The organism is uncultured Methanobrevibacter sp., from assembly GCF_947166415.1.
Lineage (GTDB): Archaea > Methanobacteriota > Methanobacteria > Methanobacteriales > Methanobacteriaceae > Methanocatella.
The window spans coordinates 23,466-41,436 of sequence record NZ_CAMVEE010000001.1 but is presented as its reverse complement, the minus strand read 5'-3'; the positions used below and the strand labels follow the sequence as shown (position 1 = coordinate 41,436).

Genomic DNA, 17,971 nt, shown 5'->3' with positions numbered 1-17,971 from the left:
TAAAATTAGTATTTTTAATAAAAAGTAGACTGTTTTTTGAAAATTTTTGTTAAAAAAAGAAAAAAAAGAAAAGTAGTAATTAAACTACTTATTGTGGTTTTGAGATTAATTCTGTTTTACAACCTGGGTTTCCTTCTTTCATGTGAGGGGTTCTTAAAACAGTATCATTTGCTTTTTCGATTTCTCTTGCTTCTTGTGCTAATTTAGCAGCACATGCAGCAATTTCGTGAGCAGCAGCTACTAATGGGATGAAGTTTTCGAAACCTTTGGTCATGAAACAACCTTTCATGTCTAAGTTTGCGACTGATCCAGCCATTTCGTATGCAGCAATAGCTTTTGCTTTTGCGTATGGGTTTGCGAATCCACCAGCTTCTGCAGCTTTTTCAGCAGTAATGATGAGTTTTGGTAATTCGATTTCTTCACCTGCGTCTGCTTGTGCAATTACAGCATCAATGGTTTTTTGAACTAATCTTAATGCTCCGGTTTCAGCTAATACTTTTAAGATGTCGGAGTTGAAGATAGCCATTTCAGTTGGGTCTAACCATTCTCTTTTTGCACCAATCATTGGGTCAGACATAACGATGATGTAACCGAGACCTTGTTCATCCATTTCATCTTTTTTACCTTTACCAGGTGCGTCACCAATGATAATAGCAGGAACGTCCTTTTCGGATAATAATTCTCTTGCTTTAGCTGGTCCAGGTGCTCCTGGGTTTGGGCTAATGAAGATTGCGAAGTCAGGTTCGAAAGCGTCTATTTTAGGTACAACGTCTTCTACTTGTTCTGGGTTCATTTTAGCTCCAGATCCAAAGGTTCTTACATCGATGTTTGGTCTGTCTGCTCTTTCGTCTAACAATAGGTCAATTACTGGTGAAGTACCAATATTACCACTTTTAATAATAGCAATTTTAACTACCATAATTAAGTCTCCTTTTTCGATAGTTATAGATTTAATTCAAAAACTATTTAAATTTTATTATTTAATAATTTTAATCATTGTTTTAATTCTTTCTATGAATAGTATTCATTACATTAATAACTTTTATAAAAGATATACGATGTTCTAATTTTTTGAAATTTCAATGATAAAGTAAATGGTATAAAATGTTGGATTTTACATAAAAATTGCCATTTCGAAACGGAGCAAATTGTCAAATTTTGATAAAAATTTTAAAAAAAGATAGGAGTGGTTCCGACGAGATTCGAACTCGTGATCCCCTCCTTGTAAGGGAGGTATCATACCACTAGACCACGGAACCAACAAGTATTGTTATGATTTTATTTATATATAAATCTTTCTATTAAACATAATTTAGTTAAGTAAATTTTATTACTTAATAAATATAAAACAAATATCATAAAAAATTTAGAAGTGATAAAATGGCTTGGGATGACACAGCTAGTAAAATATGGTTTGATGGAAACATGGTTGAATGGAAAGATGCAAGTATTCATGTACTTTCTCATGTTGTCCATTATGGTACAAGTGTTTTTGAAGGAATTCGTGCATATAAAAACGACAACGGTGTAGCCGTATTTCGTTTAAAAGAGCATGTACAACGTTTATTCGATTCCGCAAAAATTTATAAGATTGATATTCCATACACACAAGAGGAAATTGAAGAAGCGATTTTAGAAACTGTCCGTGTAAATGATTTGGACGGTTGCTACATACGCCCTATCGTATTTAGAGGATACGGCGAACTCGGAGTTAACCCTTTAAACTGTCCTGTAAATGTAGTTATCGCAGCTTGGGAATGGGGATCTTATTTAGGAGAGGAAGGAATGGCTAACGGTGTAGATATTGGTGTATCTTCATGGAGAAAACCAGCACCTGACACTTTCCCTGCTCTCGCTAAATGTGGTGCAAATTACATGAACTCACAATTGGCTAAACTTGAAGCTATCGACAATGGATTTGATGAAGCAATCATGCTCGATTACGAAGGACACGTTTCCGAAGGTAGTGGAGAGAACATTTTCCTTGTTGAAGGCGAAAAATTGTTCACTCCTGCAATGTCTTCCTCCAACCTCAAAGGTATTACAAGAGACTCAGTCATGACCATTGCTCGTGATTTAGGCTATGAAGTGGTAGAAGAAGTTATTTCAAGGGAAAGATTATATTCCGCAAATGAAGTGTTCTTCACCGGAACTGCAGCTGAAGTTACTCCAATCCGTTCAATCGACCACAGGCAAATAGGAATTGGTAAAAGAGGACCAATTTCCGAAAAAATACAAAGTGCTTTCTTTGACATAGTTGAAGCCAAAGTCGAAGACAAGTACAACTGGATGTCTTACATTTAGATGGTGGACTTATGGATATAATTCAGGGAATTATTATTGGTATTGTTCAGGGATTAACTGAATTTTTGCCAGTAAGTAGTTCAGCTCATTTAGTTTTTATCCAAAATATTTTAGGGGTTAAAGGCTCTCTTGCTTTTGACACCTTTCTCCATTTGGGCTCCCTGCTTGCAGTTTTATGGTTTTTCCGCGCGGACATTATACAAATGCTTAGATCCTGGTGGTTGAGCATTGGCGATATTCTTCAAGGCAGATTCAAGGAAGGATTTGATGAAGATCCTTATAAGAGGCTTGCATGGTATGTTATTTTGGGCACTGTTCCTGTAGCTATTGTAGGCGTGCTATTTGAAGATTCAGTAGATGCATTGTTTGCCGGAGCGCTTTATGTTCCTGCATTTTTCCTGTTTGTAACCGGTACAATTCTTTATTTATCTCAAAGAATGGCCAGTGGTGAAGTTAATTTCAGAACCATTACAAAAAAAGAAGCCTTGTTCATGGGATTAGGTCAAGCATGTGCAATATTGCCGGGTCTTTCACGTTCAGGTACCACAATCGCATCAGGTCTTGTGATAGGCCTTGATAAGGAATTTGCTGCTAAATTCAGTTTTATATTGTCCATTCCAGCTATTTTAGGAGCATTTTTATTGCAACTTAAAGACATTGGCTCTTCACTTGACGCTAATTTCTTGCCGGTAATTTTGGGTTTTCTAGCAGCATTTGTTTCAGGTTATATAGCAATTCGCTGGATGCTGGAATTAATTCAAAAAAAGAATTTGGATATTTTTGCTTACTACTGTTGGGCAGTAGGCATAATTGTATTTATGGGTTCAATAGCCCACATATTCTAAAAATGAGATGATAGAGATTACTAAATCTCTATTCACATACTTTTTCTATTTTTTTTCTAAGTTTTTCTACAGATTTTCCTAAAACAAGTGCTGTAAACATTGCTCCACCTGCTCCGGCACCCTCTTTTACGAATCCTTTCAGGTAATTTTTCAATCCTTCATGTTCTGATTCTTCGAATTTAGGGTCAACAATGTTCACTGTTATGTTGTCGTCAATCTGTTTTAGTATACCGAACAAATCTGCAGTTTCATCGCCCGCCACATAAACTGTTGTGGCCAGGTTGATTCTTGAAAAATCAAAGTTAGGCTGCACGGATTTGATGATGGCGCAAGCCGCTGCCATTTGTGTTCCTCCAGCCAGGATGATTGGAATGTCTGAACCTAAAACAATTCCAGCAATTGCAGGCAATGTAGGATCTCCTACTGCACCAATGGCTTGCATTGCATCAATGTCGTCCTTTTCAGGGTCAAGACCCGCATTTTTCAGTCCTTCATCCACCACTTTTGTCTTCATGTCATGAGGATTGTGGGGCATGCTTCCGCTTACCTTTTCATTTGCATCATATCCAAGCGCCCTCAACACTCCTAAAGCGGTTGTGGTTCCTGCTGCTATGCTTTCACCGATAATGAGCATTTCGTGTCTTCTTGACAGTTCAGCACCTAAATCCTTAGCATTTTCAAATATTTCAAGCGGATTTAAAACTCCTTTTCCGGTTCTGATGTCTCTTCCATAATCCTTGCCTAAACTCACATACTCTATGTCAGGTTTGATTTTAGATCCTGCATCAACAACGACAAATGGTATTTCTGCAAGTTGTAGTGATGCTTTGGTAAGCCTGGCAGGTGTCGGTGCAGCTGCATTGCCCACTACAGTTTCAGCTGGAGCTTCACAGCATCTTACTTCACCCAAAACCATGAATTCAACATCTGAAGCGGGAGTATATTCTGTCAAGTCCGCTGAAGGTCCAGCACCTGAAATTCCATCAATCAATGAGGTTTCAGTTGTTCCGATTGTAATCAAGAATACGGGATCATCACATTCCTGCAATGTTTCTATCAAGTCGTTTGATCCGTATGTTGTAATTCCATCAATCATCTTTTTCACCTATTTTTTCAATTGTTCTATGATAATCTTGTTCTGATTAATAATCTTTTTATTTTGAAGCATGATTTTCTTGAGCATTTCTATTTCTGGGAGTTCATCGTCTCTGAAAAATTCCTTTCCGTCTCTGGCTCTTGGTGGAATCTTGATTTGGTCTTTTGGGGGGAGTGTTGTTTTTTCATCTGGCCTTGGAGGCACAACTCCTCTTGAAGCGCTGTCCTCATTTGAAACGAAATCAACGTACCTGTGTGTTACCTTGTTTTTGCTTCTTTCCTCAAGCAATTCCATCAGCCTGTCATCAACTTCCTTAACGCCGCGGAGTTCTTCCTGTTCCACTTCATGCAATAAACGTTTTTGAATATTATAAGCATTGTAAATTGCAATTCCCCTTGTTTCACATTCGTTTTTGAACATTTCACTTATATTTATGTCTCCAGTCAATTTTTTTACCCTTTTCTGTTCTGGAGTGTTAGCACTATAAAATCCCATACTCTCACTTATGTCTTTTGAAATTAAAAAATATTTTTATATTTTTAAATAGTAATATACTAATTAATTAATTTTTTCAGTTGATTATTTTGATATGTTTAGGAATTGAAGGAACTGCAGAAAAAACCGGTGTAGGCATCGTGGACAGTGAAGGGAATATTCTGGCTATGGCTGGAAAACAGCTATATCCTGAGGAAGGTGGAATACATCCCAGATTGGCTGCCGAACACCATGCCAAATGGATTCCTGAATTGATTCCTCAAGCTATCGATGAATCAGGCCTTTCCTATTCTGATATTGATTTGATTTCATTTTCACAGGGTCCGGGTCTGGGTCCTGCATTAAGGATTGTTGCAACTTCTGCAAGAAGCCTGGCATTGTCTTTAAATAAGCCGATTATCGGTGTCAATCACTGCATTGGTCATGTCGAAGTTGGAAAATTGGATACTGGTGCGGTAAATCCTGTTTCACTTTATGTAAGTGGCGGAAACAGTCAGGTAATTGCATATGAAAGCGGAAGATATAGGATTTTTGGAGAGACTTTAGACATAGCCATCGGAAATTGTCTTGACCATTTTGGCCGTGAAACCGGATTGGGCCATCCAGGGGGACCAGTAATCGAAAAACTGGCAAAGCAAGGCTCATATATCGACCTTCCCTATGTCGTAAAGGGAATGGACTTTTCATTTTCAGGATTGCTCTCAGCCGCATTAAGGGAAGCGGAAAAGGGAACACCTATGGAAGACATTTGTTTCTCACTTCAGGAAACCGCTTTTGCAATGCTTGTTGAAGTTACAGAACGCGCATTGTCCCACACCCAAAAGGATGAGGTGATGCTGTGCGGTGGAGTTTCAGCAAATTCAAGGCTGCGTGAAATGCTTAGGACAATGTCAGAGGAACACGGTGCCAAATTTTACATGCCTGAAATGAAACTGTGCGGCGACAACGGAGTCATGATTGCATGGCTGGGCTTGCTCATGTGCAAGCAATTCGGTCCTATGGACTTGTCCCAAACTGGAATAATACAAAAGTTCAGAACAGATGAGGTTGACATCCCATGGATTGACAATACCAAATCCTACTTGAAGTTAAGTGATGATTTAATAGCCAAGGGTGCCGAATCGAATATTGTAAAATCCAGCTATTTTGGCGAAAAAGCGGTTTTGAAAGACAGGATCGTGAAAAATTATAGGATTCCTGAAATCGATAATAAAATCAGAAAGGCAAGGACCAAGGAAGAAGCTAAGCTATTGTCTGACGCTAAAAGGGCAGGTGTCAGAACCCCTGTCTTATATGACATAGATTTGGAAAACAAATCCATTTTGATGGAAGAGATTGAAGGCACTATGGTCAAGGATGTAATTGATGAGGACCTGTCCTTTAGAATAGGCCAGGAGATTTCAAAGCTTCACGATTCAAACATCATTCACGGCGACATAACCTCTTCAAACATCATGATTAATGGTAAGGGTCAGTTGGTGTTCATAGATTTTGGATTGGGAAGATATTCCGATTTGGATGAGGATAAGGCAGTTGACTTACTAGTATTGAAGAAATCACTTCAAAGCATTGACTATAAGTTAGCATTAAAATATTTCGCTGCCGTTTTGAAAGGCTACGGCAATGATAGGGTTGCCAATAAGATATCCGACATCGAATCACGTGGAAGATATACCCATTAGTTAACTATATAAAAAATCTAAAATATACTATTTTTATGATAACATTTATAACTGGTAACGAACATAAAGTTATAGAAGCAGAGAATATTTTCAAAAATTATGACATTAAATTAGAGCATATTGATTTGGGTTACACAGAACCTCAGGGAACTCTTGAGGAAGTGGCCATATCAGGCGCAAAATATGCTTGTCGTAAACTTGAAAGACCTGTGATTGTTGAAGATGCTGGTTTATTCATTAGAGCTTTGAATGATTTTCCAGGAACCTATTCACACTTTGTACAAGATACAATAGGGAATCAGGGAATTTTGAAGTTACTAGATGATGCTGATGACCGATATGCCGAATTCAGGTCAGTTATTGGGTACTGTGCCCCCAATTCTGAGCCCAAGATCTTTTTAGGCAAGGTGTCAGGTGAAATCGCAGTTGAAGAGAAAGGAGATTTAGGATTTGCTTTCGATCCAATTTTTTATATTCCTAGTGAAGGTAAGACATTTGGAGAACTGACAACTGAAGAAAAAAACCAATTTTCACATAGAAAAAATTCTTTAGAAAAATTTATCAAATGGTATTCTAGCCAAGAGTAGATTTGTTTTTCTGAAAATTTTATAATTTTATACTTATTGGGCTTATTAAAAAATTTAAAAGAGGTTATATTATGGCAAGACCAGAATGGGTAACTTACACTGATGAAGAAATTGAAGAAATGATTTTAAAATTAAACAAAGAAGGTAAAAGTACTTCCGTAATCGGTATTATCTTAAGAGACCAATACGGAATTCCATCTGTAAAAGATGTTACCGGTGAAAGAATCACCGAAATCTTAAAAAGAAACGGTCAAGCTGGAGACTACCCAGAAGACTTATTAAACTTAATCAAAAGAGCAGTTAACATCAGAGACCACTTAGAAGAAAATCCTAAAGACTTACATTCCAGAAGAGGTTTAACTATCATTGAATCAAGAATCAGAAAATTAGCTTCTTACTATGTAAGTGAAGGAGAATTACCAGAAGGTTGGAGATACAATCCAAAAGAAGCAGCACTCCTTGTTAAATAGGGCTAAGGAAGCTACTGATGTGCTTAAGGAGCACATTGAAAAGGATAGTGTTATAAGAATAATTTCTCATAACGATGCTGATGGAATCTCATCAGCGGCAGTGATAGCGAATGCTCTCGCTGAAGAAAACGTTCAATTCCACACTACCATAATCCCTCGCCTAAAAGAGGATGTTGTAAACCAACTAAGACATGAAAAATATGACCTTTTCATATTTTCAGACATGGGCAGTGCTTTTGTTGACGAGTTCAATACTTACAAGCATGATGTGATTATTGCAGATCACCACCAAGTCAATGACACCGAAGCGGAAAGCAATGTTGTCCACATTAATCCCCATCTGTTTGGAATCGATGGAAGCAAAGACTTAAGCGGTGCGGGTTCCAGTTATTTGGTTGTTCGTGAGCTTGGAAAGGAACATTTGGCTTATTATGCTTTAATTGGTGCATTTGGTGATATGCAAGGTCAAAGCGGATTTACAGGTGTCAATGAGTTAATACTTAATGATGCAATTGAAAGCGGAACTCTTGAGATTCATGAAGATTTGAAGATTGTTTCCAAATCTTCCGAACCTATTTACAAATCCCTTGCTTATACATTTTCACCGCCGCTTCCAGGTATCAGCGGAGATTTTGAAGGTGCGCAGGAGTTTTTAGAGAGAATGAATTTGTCTTATGGAATCAAGTTCACAGATTTGGAAGATGAAGAAAAAGATCTCTTGAAGGATGCTCTTATTAATGTTAATCCGGATATTTTTGGCGACTGCTACACAGTTCAAAAAGAAGTGCCGTTGCTTCGCGACTTGGAGGAATATTCATATATTCTTGACGCTTGCGGCAAAAACAAAAAGCATGGTTTGGGTTTAAGCATAGCTTTAGGTGAAAAGGATAAGGCGCTTGATGCGGCTTTAAGATTGCAAAGGCAATACCGTGACCAAATCGTCAAAGGCCTTGAATGGATTAAACGTGAAGGTGCTGTTCAGCTTTCAGATATTCAATATCTCTACAGTGAAGATAAGGTATTGAAATCTGTAATGGGAACAATAGCAAGTATCGCATTATCTGTGGAGTTATTGGACGATTCAAAACCAGTCATTGGTTTATCTAGATTACATAATGATATTAAAATTTCTGGTAGAACAACTAGAGAAATGGTTGCTCGAGGTGTTAATTTGGGCAAGGCTTTACAGGATTCTTCAAATAATTTTGGAGGTACCGGCGGAGGACATGATATTGCGGCCGGTGCAATGATACCTTTTGAAAGTAAAGACAATTTCCTGCACCTTGTCAATGAAATGGTTGAATATCAATTAAATGCTGATTAATATGTTTTTAACTAAAAAAGAAGAACAAATGTGTGACGGTGAATTTGGAGAGACCATCAGAAAAAGTATGGATATCCTTGTTGCTTTAGGAGATATCTATGGGGCTCCTGAATTAGTTGACATCACTTCCGCACAGGTATCCGGTGTTTCCTATAAGACTATTGGGGAAGCAGGTTTGGAATATCTTGAGGATTTGGCAAAGGACGGTTCAGGCAAGGCAACTATCAATGCTTCATTAAATCCTCCTGGAACTGATTTGGATAACTGGAAGGAATTAGGTTTTCCCGAAGAGTTTGCAATCAAGCAAAATCAAATCGTAGATGCCTATGCCAATCTCGGCATTTCTAAAACTTGTACCTGTACTCCTTATCTGGTAGGGAACGTTCCAAGATTTGGCGACCATGTTTCCTGGTCCGAATCATCTGCTGTGGCTTATGTCAATTCTGTAATTGGTGCTAGAACCAATCGTGAAGGCGGACCAGCTGCTCTTGCGGCAGCTATTGTGGGTAAAACTCCATTATATGGATTTCACTTGGACCACAAAAGAAAAGCCAATCTTGTTGTAAACGTCAGCGATGAACTCAGTGGAGCCGATTTCGGTGCATTAGGTTATATCATCGGTAAGGTCGTTGGTAGTGGAGTTCCTTATTTTAAACTTCAAAACACTCCTGACAACAATGACTTGAAGACTTTGGGTGCAGCACTCGCTTCATCCGGTTCAGTGGCCCTTTACCATATGGAAAACGTCACTCCGGAATATAAGCAGGCCGGTGTTGAGGAAGTTGAAGACCACATGTTCATTTCCCAAAAGGAAATTTTAGAAACCCGTGAAAAATTAACCACCACTGACAGGCAGCCTGATTTAATTTGTTTAGGATGCCCTCATGCATCTTTGGAAGAGATTAAGAAAGTTGCTAATATCGTTCAAGGTAAAACTATCAAAAATAAATTATGGATTTGCACATCAGTGAGCGTAAAAGCGACTGCTGATAGAATGGGCTATACTGAAGCTATTGAACGTGCAGGTGGAAATGTGGTATGTGACACCTGTATGGTTGTAGCTCCTATTGAAGATATGGGCTTTGAAGTTATTGGTGTAAATTCAGCAAAAGCGGCAAATTATGTTCCATCAATGTGTGGGCTTGATGTTGTCTATAATGATGTAGAAAATCTTATTCAATTTGAATAGTTTTTCTTCTAATTCTTTTTTTTTAAAATTTTTAAAACTTTAAATTAAATAAAGTCCAAATATATTTCTAATGAAATAATGAGGAAGACTTTTTATGAATTATTTAGTTGTTGGTGCCGGAAATGCTAGTAGACCTGTTGCAAGACTGCTTAATTATTTAAATCATGATGTTGTCATAACTGATTTAAAGGACATTTCTGAGTTTAAAATAGAATTTCAAAGAAGTTTAATAGAAATGGAAAAAGAAGGTGTAAAGTTAGACCTGGCTAATAAGGATCCTTCCGTTGAAGGTTTCGATGCCGTGTATATGCCACCTACTTTGCCGGACACTGCTCCAATAGCTAAAAAAGTCGCCGATTCAGATTTAAAAGTATTGACTAATGAAGAGTTTTCAAAGATTGTAAATGATTTGATTCCTGTTGACATTATTGGAATTACCGGTACAATGGGAAAAACCACCACAACCTTCATCACAACAAGCCTGTTTAAACAGGCCGGATATAAGGTATGGTCCTGCTCATCTTTGGTTAATAATCTAGTTTCAGAAGCCATCATTGACGGTATTGTCAAAGGCAAAGCCAAAGAATGTGATATAGCTATTTTTGAACTTCCTCATGGTACAATTGGTCTTTTAAACAAATTGGATGTTAAAATAGGCCTTTTGACAAATATTGCCGAAGACCATTTGTCTGAGTTTGGAGGATCACTTGAAAAGTATCAGCAACGCAAATTGGTGTTGCAGGCTATGAGCGAAACTTTCATTGCAAACAATTCCTGCAGGGACATTATTGAAACTGTAAGGGATGACTGCATCTACTATGCGCTTGATGAAGATGTGGACTTCAAGGGAACCGTTGGGGACAAATCATTAACAATAAAATATGATAAGGGTGAGTTTACAACCCCATTTAACATGATGAGCTATTTCTTTGAAAACTCAGTTGCAGCTTCTTCAGTTGCCCTGACATATGGGGTAAGTGAAGATGATATCATAGATGCTTTAACAGTATTCAAGGGTTTGCCGGCACATATGGAGGATGTTGGCGATTATAACGGCAGAAAAGTAATTTTAGATTCTGCATTCTTATATGATGGTATGAAAATCACCCTCGACTACTTTAAGGATGAAAGCGTTGTATTATTCTTGGATCATTTTGATACCCTGTCTGTAAGGGACAAGGCAGAAGTTGGTCAGCTGGTAAGCCAGTATGATATTAAGGTTGTAATAGCAAGCGGATTCAATGAGGTTACACAGGCAGTTGAAATGGAAGCTGCTCAGGAGATTTTGGATGCCATTACTAATCCTAATATCGAAAAGGTGGCTGTTGAAACAATAGAAATAGCAGCAGAGCTCACATTCAAATATTCCGAGCCGGGAGACATAATCCTGCACATGGGGCCGCTTATAGCTTATGACAGGTTGACCACAGTTGATAAGATTATGAAAGGACTGGAAAAAGGAAGTAAAAAGTATGAATGAATCTGACTTTAAAAAAGACACCACATTTGGTGTAATTGGTGTTTGCGGAGCTAATGGTAATTTGATAGCCAGATTACTTAAATATAGAGGATTTAATGTTATAGGGACCGACATATCACAAAAACGCGACTGTAGATTTGCAAACGCTTTGGAAGACTATGACATTGATGTTTTCTATGGAAGAACACCAGACGCATTTTTCAATAGGTCAGATTATATTATACCTCCTGCCAGTTTATCAAAGGATTCAGAAATGTATAAAAGAATCAACAAGCCTATTTTGGAATTGAATGATGTAATTGATATTTTCAAGGCTGATAAGCCTGTATTTGGAATAACTGGTACAAACGGCAAGACCACAACAACAACCCTGCTCAAGAAAGTAGCCAAGGACAATGGAATCAATCCATGTGAGCATAATCTGGAAGGGATGCAGGGGAATGCCGAATTCATTCCTATTTTGCAGTCAAGACTGAATGGGGACGTTGGAATTTTAGAGGTAGGTACCTTCGGAGTTCCGGGGACTATCGGAAGAATTGTTGAAAATACTGGAATGTCTGCAGGCCTAATCACAAACATCACCCCTGATCACCTCAATGATTTGGGAAGCTTTATGGATTACGCTAAGGTCAAATCAGAATTCATAAAGGGATTAGACGGTAAAAAATTAATCGTCAATGCCCATGACCCTACAATCATAGGGCTTTTGAGGGATTTAAAGTATGAGGGGGAAGTGATTACTTTTGGTGTTGACGAAACACCTGATTCAATAGGAATTAAGGAATGCGTTTGCGGAAATGAGATTACAGTTAAGGAAATCATTTCCGGATGCGGATACTACTTCTGTAAATGCGGAATCACCACTCCACAAGTAGATTATGTCGCAGCGAATGTTGATTTGAAAAACAGGACATTTGATTTGTTTACTCCTGATGGAAAAATATCCGTTAAAATGGGAATTGATGGAATTCATAATGTTTACAATGTCACAGGCGTCATAATTGCAGCTCATGAATTCCTGAATTTGCCGTATGACAAGATTTTAAAGTCCATTGCCACTTTCACTGGTGTTGGGGGAAGAATGGAACAGGTTGATACAATAAACGGAAAAACTATTTTTGTAGACTATGCACATAATCCCGCCGGTGTTCAAACTGTTCTAAAAGAATTCCAAAAGCTATTTGGAGACTTTACAACAGTGATAACCGTTTCCTCTGAATCAGGTTATGTTGGGGATTTGGGAATTTTCAACAGTGTACTTAAATTTTCCAAATTCGTTGTTCCCGCATCAACAGCTTCACAGAAAATAGCCACAGAAAAGCTGAGGGATAATCCAAAATTGAATGATAGGATATTCTTCAATTATGTGGGCAACTTTGAAAAGACTTCCACATTGGGAGCATCTGAGGAAGAAGTAAAAGAGGGAATTAAAAAGGCTTTGAACTTGGATTGTGAAATGATTGTAGCTATTGGCGAGGCCGCTACTAAATTTAAGGATATTATCCACGATTTATAATTTATATGATGGCATTACTTTTCATACGCTCTCGTCAAACATTTATTAATACATAAAAACAAAATTTTGATTATGGCTAGTTATGTAAATCATCCGTTGCTTAAAAAAGATGCAATTGAATCCAGACTTTATCAACAAGTTCTGGCAGGGGATGTTTTAAAGAAAGGAAATACGATGGTTGTCGCACCTACTGCATTAGGTAAGACAATCGTAGCCATATTGGTAGCTGCCGACAGATTATATAAAGTTAAAAACTCTAAAGTACTTGTTTTAGCTCCGAGCAAACCATTGGCAATCCAGCATGAATCTAGCTTTAAGGAATTCATAAACCTTCCATGCACATCCATTACCGGCGCAGTCAAAACTGATGAGCGTGTCAAAAGGTGGGAGGAATCAAGAATTGTTTGTGCAACACCGCAAACAGTAGAATCAGACTTGTTAAATGGCCGTTACGATTTAAGCAACGTGTCTTTAATTGTTTTTGATGAATGCCATCATGGTGTTGGATCTTATTCTTATGTATATCTGGCATCCAGATATGTTCAGGAATCCAAATTTAATCTAATATTGGGTTTGACTGCATCTCCGGGTTCAGACAAATTCAAAATCAAGGAAGTTTGTGAAAATTTATATATCCAAAACATCGTTGTCAAAACTGAAGACGATGCCGATGTAAAGCCTTATTTTAATCCTGTTGAAATCGATTGGGTTCGGATTAAAATGAGTGAAGAGCTTGAAAAAATTAAGGGATATGTTGATAAAGCACTTAAAGTAAGATTGAAAGCCCTAAAAAATATGGGAGTTATCAAAACCGTTGCAGTCAATAAGGTAGATATATTGAAGGCAAGGTCAAGAATCCAAGGTGAAATTGCAAGGTCCGCCAATCCGGATAAGGACCTGTTCCAAGCGATTTCCATATTGAGTGCTGTCATTAATGTTCAGCATGCACAGGAACTGATTGAAACCCAAGGCGTTTCCACATTCAATAGATATGTTGCCAGGTTACGTAAAAAACAGACCAAGGCTGCCAAGTCTTTGATGTGGGATGACAATTTTTCCCGTGCTGTAAAGCTTGCAAAAGACGCTGAAAAGCATGGATGGGAACATCCTAAATTAAGGGAACTCACTAAAATCCTTAAGAAGGAACTTGGTTCCGGAGACGGTCAGACCAAGCTCCAATCAACAAGATTTGCAGACAGGGAAGATGAAAGTTCATCCAAGATTATTGTTTTCACACAGTACCGTGATACCCTTGAAATGATTCATCAAAAGCTTGAAAAGGAAGGAATCAAATCTGTCAAGTTCTTTGGACAGGCAACTAAAGATGGTGAAAAGGGTTTGACTCAAAAAGAACAGAAGGCAATTATCAAATCGTTTAGGATGGGTGAATATGATGTGCTTTTATCCACAAGCGTTGCGGAAGAGGGCATTGACATTCCAGCAGTGGATTTGGTTATCCTGTATGAGCCTGTTCCTTCTGAAGTAAGGATGATTCAGAGAAGGGGTAGGACAGGCCGTAAAAGAACCGGTCGCGTAAAGGTTCTGATAACTAATGGAACCCGTGATGAAGGTTACTATTGGTCAAGCATCAATAAGGAAAACAGAATGAAAAACCAGTTGATTGACCCTGAAGTCTTGGAGGAGCTAAACATTTCAGCAGTTCAGAGAATGGAAAATCAGAAGAAAGTTAAAATCATAGAAAGACCTAAAAAGGAAAACGATTTCCCGGTTGTTTATGCTGATTCCCGCGAAGGCAACTCTAAGGTAATCAGGCATCTGACCGAAATGGAAATTGATGTTAAAGTTCAGCCAATGGCGGTTGCAGATTATCAGGTCAGTGATGAAGTTGCCATTGAGAGAAAAACAGCCAAGGATTTCGTTGATTCAATAATAGATAAAAGACTGTTTAAACAGGCTCGTGAATTATCAGAGGAATTTAAAAAGCCGCTGCTTATTCTTGAAGGCGATGACCTATACGCGGGAATGGTTAATGCAAATGCAATCAGAGGATCTATCGCTTCAATAGCAATTGATTTTGGAATAAGCATTATTCCTACTAGGAATGCACAGGATACTGCTGCAATGATAAAAAGAATTGCTGTTAGAGAACAAAATGGTGAAAGAACTCCAGTTCAGGTTAGAACCGATAAAAAACCAGTTAGCTTGCTTGAACAGCAACTGTTTATCGTAGAATCTTTGCCGAATATAGGTCCGGTAAATGCAAAAAATTTATTGGAGCATTTCGGAACAGTCGGCAACATCATAAATGCATCTGAAAAAGAGCTTCAGGAAGTAGAGGGGATAGGTAAAAAAACAGCAGAAAACATTAGGAAAGTAATAGATTCCAAATACCTATATTTCCAAAAAGAAATTAAGGAGAAAAGACTTCTCTAGAAGTTTTCCTTCATATATTCAAAACTTTTTTTGATAGAATCATTGTCATTTACTTCAATGATGTAGATGCCATCATAATTTTTTGACTCGAATTTTTTGATGATATGTTTTAAATCAATAGAGCCTTCACCTAAAGCAAGGTGTGAGTCATCATCACCAAAATTATCATGCGCATGTATGTGTTTAATTGAATCAAAATACATTTCATCTGCGGAATATCCGACATGATTTGCATGGCCGATGTCCAGGGTCATTGACATTTCATTTTCTGTGAGGAATTGGTCTAATTTTTTCAAATCTTTGTAAATCATGCCTTCAAAGGTCGGCATATTTTCGATGGCAGCATTGACGCCTAAATCTTTTGCATAATTTCCCAGTTCCAGAATTGATTTGTTTGCGGTTTCATATACCTTATCTTCAAAGGGTCTTGCCAAAAACGGCATGAATCCGGGATGGACAACAACGGTTTCAGCATCGATTTCACTTGCAAGGTCAATTGAGGATTTGATTTGCTCTATTGAATTAAGCCTGCTTCTTTCCTGTAGGGATGCAATGTTCACGTCCATGAACGGTGAATGGATGGAATATTTCAAATTGAAACTTTCCAAAAGTTCTATTTCTATAAATTCGCTTGGAAACTGATGAACAAGTTCAGCATATTCAATTCCAAGGCCTTCAATAAATTCCAAACAGTTTTCTAATGTGTCATGTAATCCTGCTAGTGTGGATGCGCCAATTTTCATATAATCACTTTCTTATTGCGGTAATTTCCAATCCCATCTCAATGGCTTCCAGTATGAGATCGGACAGTTCAATTCCTTTTTTAATTTTTATTTCTCCTTTTTTGGATGTGGTTGCGGTAAGCAAATACTCGCCGCTTATATAAACGTCAAAGTTTTGTCTTCCGTTATCTCTTCCAAGGTCTAAAATAAGCTGTTTATTGGTGTGGATTATATCAATTTCAAATGGAGTTCTATCGACTGGTTTTTGTTCTATTATTTCCACTCCAAGACTTATTCCTACTTTTTCTTCAATTTCAGCTATTCTTTTGCCGTTTTTTCCAATGATTTTTGGCACATATTCTTCTGGAAGGTATATGTTTGCCCTTTCAGGTGAAATCACTTCAACATCAACCTTGGCCTTTTTAGGAAGAATTTTTTTGATTTTTCTTAAGATTTCTGCTTCTGCAATCTTGTCAACTGATGATTTGTAGCTGGAATCGGAATTGGTTCCGTTCACCAAATCCATATCCATTACTATTGTCTGTTCACCGTAGGTGTAGATTTCATTTTTCAGCTCGCCGGTTTCAAAATCACGAACTTCAATGACCGGTCTTGCAAGGTCCGCTTCCTTCATGCCTGTTGGAACTTTAACGGTCATTTTTGTTTCGTATACACTTGTAACCTTTCCATCTTCGATGTAAATGCTTGTATCGACAATTGAAGGGATTACTCCAAGCTCCACTCTTGAAGCTATTCTCTGGATTGCATCAATTGGTCTTGTTGCATGCACAACCCCAATCATTCCAACGCCTGCAAGCCTCATGTCTGCAAATATGCTGAAGTCTGTATTTTTTCTGAGTTCGTCATAGATTGTATAATCTGGCCTTACAAGCAACAGCACATCGGCGGTATTTTCCATACTCCCTTCCAATGGACTGTATTGTGTGATTTCATCAGGCAATTGCAAATCTCTTGGAGATTCCATTGTCTTTACAATCTTGTTTAATTTTGATGAGTAGTATTTTGCTATGGCCTGTACAAATGTACTTTTTCCAGCACCTGGTGACCCTGAAATCAGGATTCCTTCTGCATTGGTTCTGATTCTGTTTAAAAGCTTATCTGATAGGTGATATTCATCCAAACTAATGTTTGCAACAGGCCTTACGATAGTTATTTCAAGACCTTCTGAAAATGGAGGATAAGCTATTGAAATCCTGTATTCCCTTGACTGAACAACGAATGACCCTTCTTTGGCAGATTCCAGATATGTCTTTGAATCGCTATGGGCCTTGTCAAGGATTTCATCAACGATTTCATGAAGCTGAGCGTAAGTATAAGGCTTATTTTCAAGTTTTACAAAATCAATGTGTCCAGGAGTTCCTTTTTTAGCCATGGGGCACACGTTTTCCTTCAAATGCAGAGACATTGTATTTTCATCAAAGAACCTTTCAATTGAGAGTGCCTTTTCGACATATCTTTGCTCATAATAATAGACAGGAATTCCTTGTGCCTTGGCGGTTTCGGCCTGAACCTTGTCGTTTGTAAGCAATGTTCCCATTTCACTTCTAGCCAAATCCCTGATAATGCCATCTATTTCGCCACTTTTTGCATATTTGATATCATAGTTGGTTGGGCGTCTTCCTTTAAAGCTAACTGCCAATTCTCCTTCATATTGCAGTTTCTGTAATTTCTGAAGTTCTTTCAATCCTTTATGTCCTTCAGATCTATTGGCATTGGCTTGATGTTCAAGTTCACAAACTACTGCCTCTGGCACTATTATTTCAGGATAATCCAAGTCTTCCTTTTCAATAATGTCTGAAATCGCACCTATTATAACAGCGCTTGTGTCGGGAATTATACGTTTCAT

At 38.0% G+C, this 17,971-nt stretch carries 15 protein-coding genes and 1 tRNA gene; 10 read left to right on the top strand and 6 right to left on the bottom strand.

Features of this window, described 5'->3' with window-relative positions; genetic code table 11:
- Positions 1 to 88: 88 nt before the first annotated feature.
- Positions 89 to 919 carry a F420-dependent methylenetetrahydromethanopterin dehydrogenase gene (locus Q0W25_RS00185; RefSeq protein ID WP_292821056.1) on the bottom strand — a complete coding sequence of 277 codons (831 nt, stop codon included), beginning with the start codon at positions 917 to 919 and terminating at the stop codon, positions 89 to 91.
- 268 nt (positions 920 to 1,187) lie between these two features.
- Positions 1,188 to 1,259 (bottom strand) — tRNA-Val (locus tag Q0W25_RS00180).
- Positions 1,260 to 1,380: 121 nt separating this feature from the next.
- Here Q0W25_RS00180 and Q0W25_RS00175 point away from each other — a divergent pair.
- Both Q0W25_RS00175 and uppP read left to right on the top strand, forming a co-directional pair.
- Positions 1,381 to 2,304 (top strand): branched-chain amino acid transaminase, encoded by a 924-nt coding sequence (locus Q0W25_RS00175; RefSeq protein ID WP_298517386.1) that lies wholly within the window; start codon positions 1,381 to 1,383, stop codon positions 2,302 to 2,304.
- 11 nt (positions 2,305 to 2,315) lie between these two features.
- Positions 2,316 to 3,149 carry an undecaprenyl-diphosphatase UppP gene (gene uppP / locus Q0W25_RS00170; RefSeq protein WP_298517383.1) on the top strand — a complete coding sequence of 278 codons (834 nt, stop codon included), beginning with the start codon at positions 2,316 to 2,318 and terminating at the stop codon, positions 3,147 to 3,149.
- Positions 3,150 to 3,177: 28 nt separating this feature from the next.
- Here uppP and cobT read toward each other — a convergent pair whose 3' ends face one another.
- Positions 3,178 to 4,245, bottom strand: coding sequence for a nicotinate mononucleotide-dependent phosphoribosyltransferase CobT (cobT, locus tag Q0W25_RS00165; protein ID WP_298517380.1), 1,068 nt, complete (start codon positions 4,243 to 4,245; stop codon positions 3,178 to 3,180).
- A 9-nt stretch (positions 4,246 to 4,254) separates the two neighbouring features.
- A complete protein-coding gene (locus tag Q0W25_RS00160; protein WP_298517376.1) occupies positions 4,255 to 4,740 on the bottom strand; it encodes a hypothetical protein in 486 nt (161 codons plus the stop codon).
- Positions 4,741 to 4,820: 80 nt separating this feature from the next.
- Between Q0W25_RS00160 and Q0W25_RS00155 the strand changes: the two genes are divergently transcribed.
- From Q0W25_RS00155 to Q0W25_RS00120, 8 genes are all read left to right on the top strand, one after another.
- Positions 4,821 to 6,422 (top strand): bifunctional N(6)-L-threonylcarbamoyladenine synthase/serine/threonine protein kinase, encoded by a 1,602-nt coding sequence (locus tag Q0W25_RS00155; protein WP_298517373.1) that lies wholly within the window; start codon positions 4,821 to 4,823, stop codon positions 6,420 to 6,422.
- A gap of 35 nt (positions 6,423 to 6,457) precedes the next feature.
- Complete coding sequence (locus Q0W25_RS00150; RefSeq protein ID WP_298517370.1) at positions 6,458 to 7,009, top strand: XTP/dITP diphosphatase; 552 nt, start codon at positions 6,458 to 6,460, stop codon at positions 7,007 to 7,009.
- Between the two features lie 71 nt (positions 7,010 to 7,080).
- The gene (locus tag Q0W25_RS00145) at positions 7,081 to 7,479 is read left to right on the top strand and encodes a 30S ribosomal protein S15 (protein ID WP_298517368.1); all 399 of its coding nucleotides are present in this window, start codon (positions 7,081 to 7,083) and stop codon (positions 7,477 to 7,479) included.
- Positions 7,469 to 8,803, top strand: a complete 1,335-nt coding sequence (locus Q0W25_RS00140; protein ID WP_298517482.1) for a DHH family phosphoesterase — start codon at positions 7,469 to 7,471, stop codon at positions 8,801 to 8,803. The genes Q0W25_RS00145 and Q0W25_RS00140 overlap by 11 nt, the downstream gene beginning before the upstream one ends.
- Position 8,804: 1 nt before the next feature.
- A complete protein-coding gene (locus Q0W25_RS00135; protein WP_298517365.1) occupies positions 8,805 to 9,992 on the top strand; it encodes an aconitase X catalytic domain-containing protein in 1,188 nt (395 codons plus the stop codon).
- A 94-nt stretch (positions 9,993 to 10,086) separates the two neighbouring features.
- A complete protein-coding gene (locus Q0W25_RS00130) occupies positions 10,087 to 11,472 on the top strand; it encodes a Mur ligase family protein (RefSeq protein ID WP_298517362.1) in 1,386 nt (461 codons plus the stop codon).
- Complete coding sequence (locus Q0W25_RS00125; protein WP_298517359.1) at positions 11,465 to 12,988, top strand: Mur ligase family protein; 1,524 nt, start codon at positions 11,465 to 11,467, stop codon at positions 12,986 to 12,988. Before Q0W25_RS00130 ends, Q0W25_RS00125 begins: the two co-directional genes overlap by 8 nt.
- A gap of 72 nt (positions 12,989 to 13,060) precedes the next feature.
- A complete protein-coding gene (locus Q0W25_RS00120) occupies positions 13,061 to 15,382 on the top strand; it encodes a DEAD/DEAH box helicase (RefSeq protein WP_297827618.1) in 2,322 nt (773 codons plus the stop codon).
- Here Q0W25_RS00120 and Q0W25_RS00115 read toward each other — a convergent pair.
- Together Q0W25_RS00115 and Q0W25_RS00110 are read right to left on the bottom strand one after the other, a co-directional pair.
- Entirely contained in the window at positions 15,379 to 16,125 is a 747-nt protein-coding gene (locus Q0W25_RS00115) for a sugar phosphate isomerase/epimerase (protein ID WP_298517356.1), read from the bottom strand. The genes Q0W25_RS00120 and Q0W25_RS00115 overlap by 4 nt on opposite strands.
- A gap of 4 nt (positions 16,126 to 16,129) precedes the next feature.
- Entirely contained in the window at positions 16,130 to 17,971 is a 1,842-nt protein-coding gene (locus Q0W25_RS00110) for a PINc/VapC family ATPase (protein WP_298517353.1), read from the bottom strand.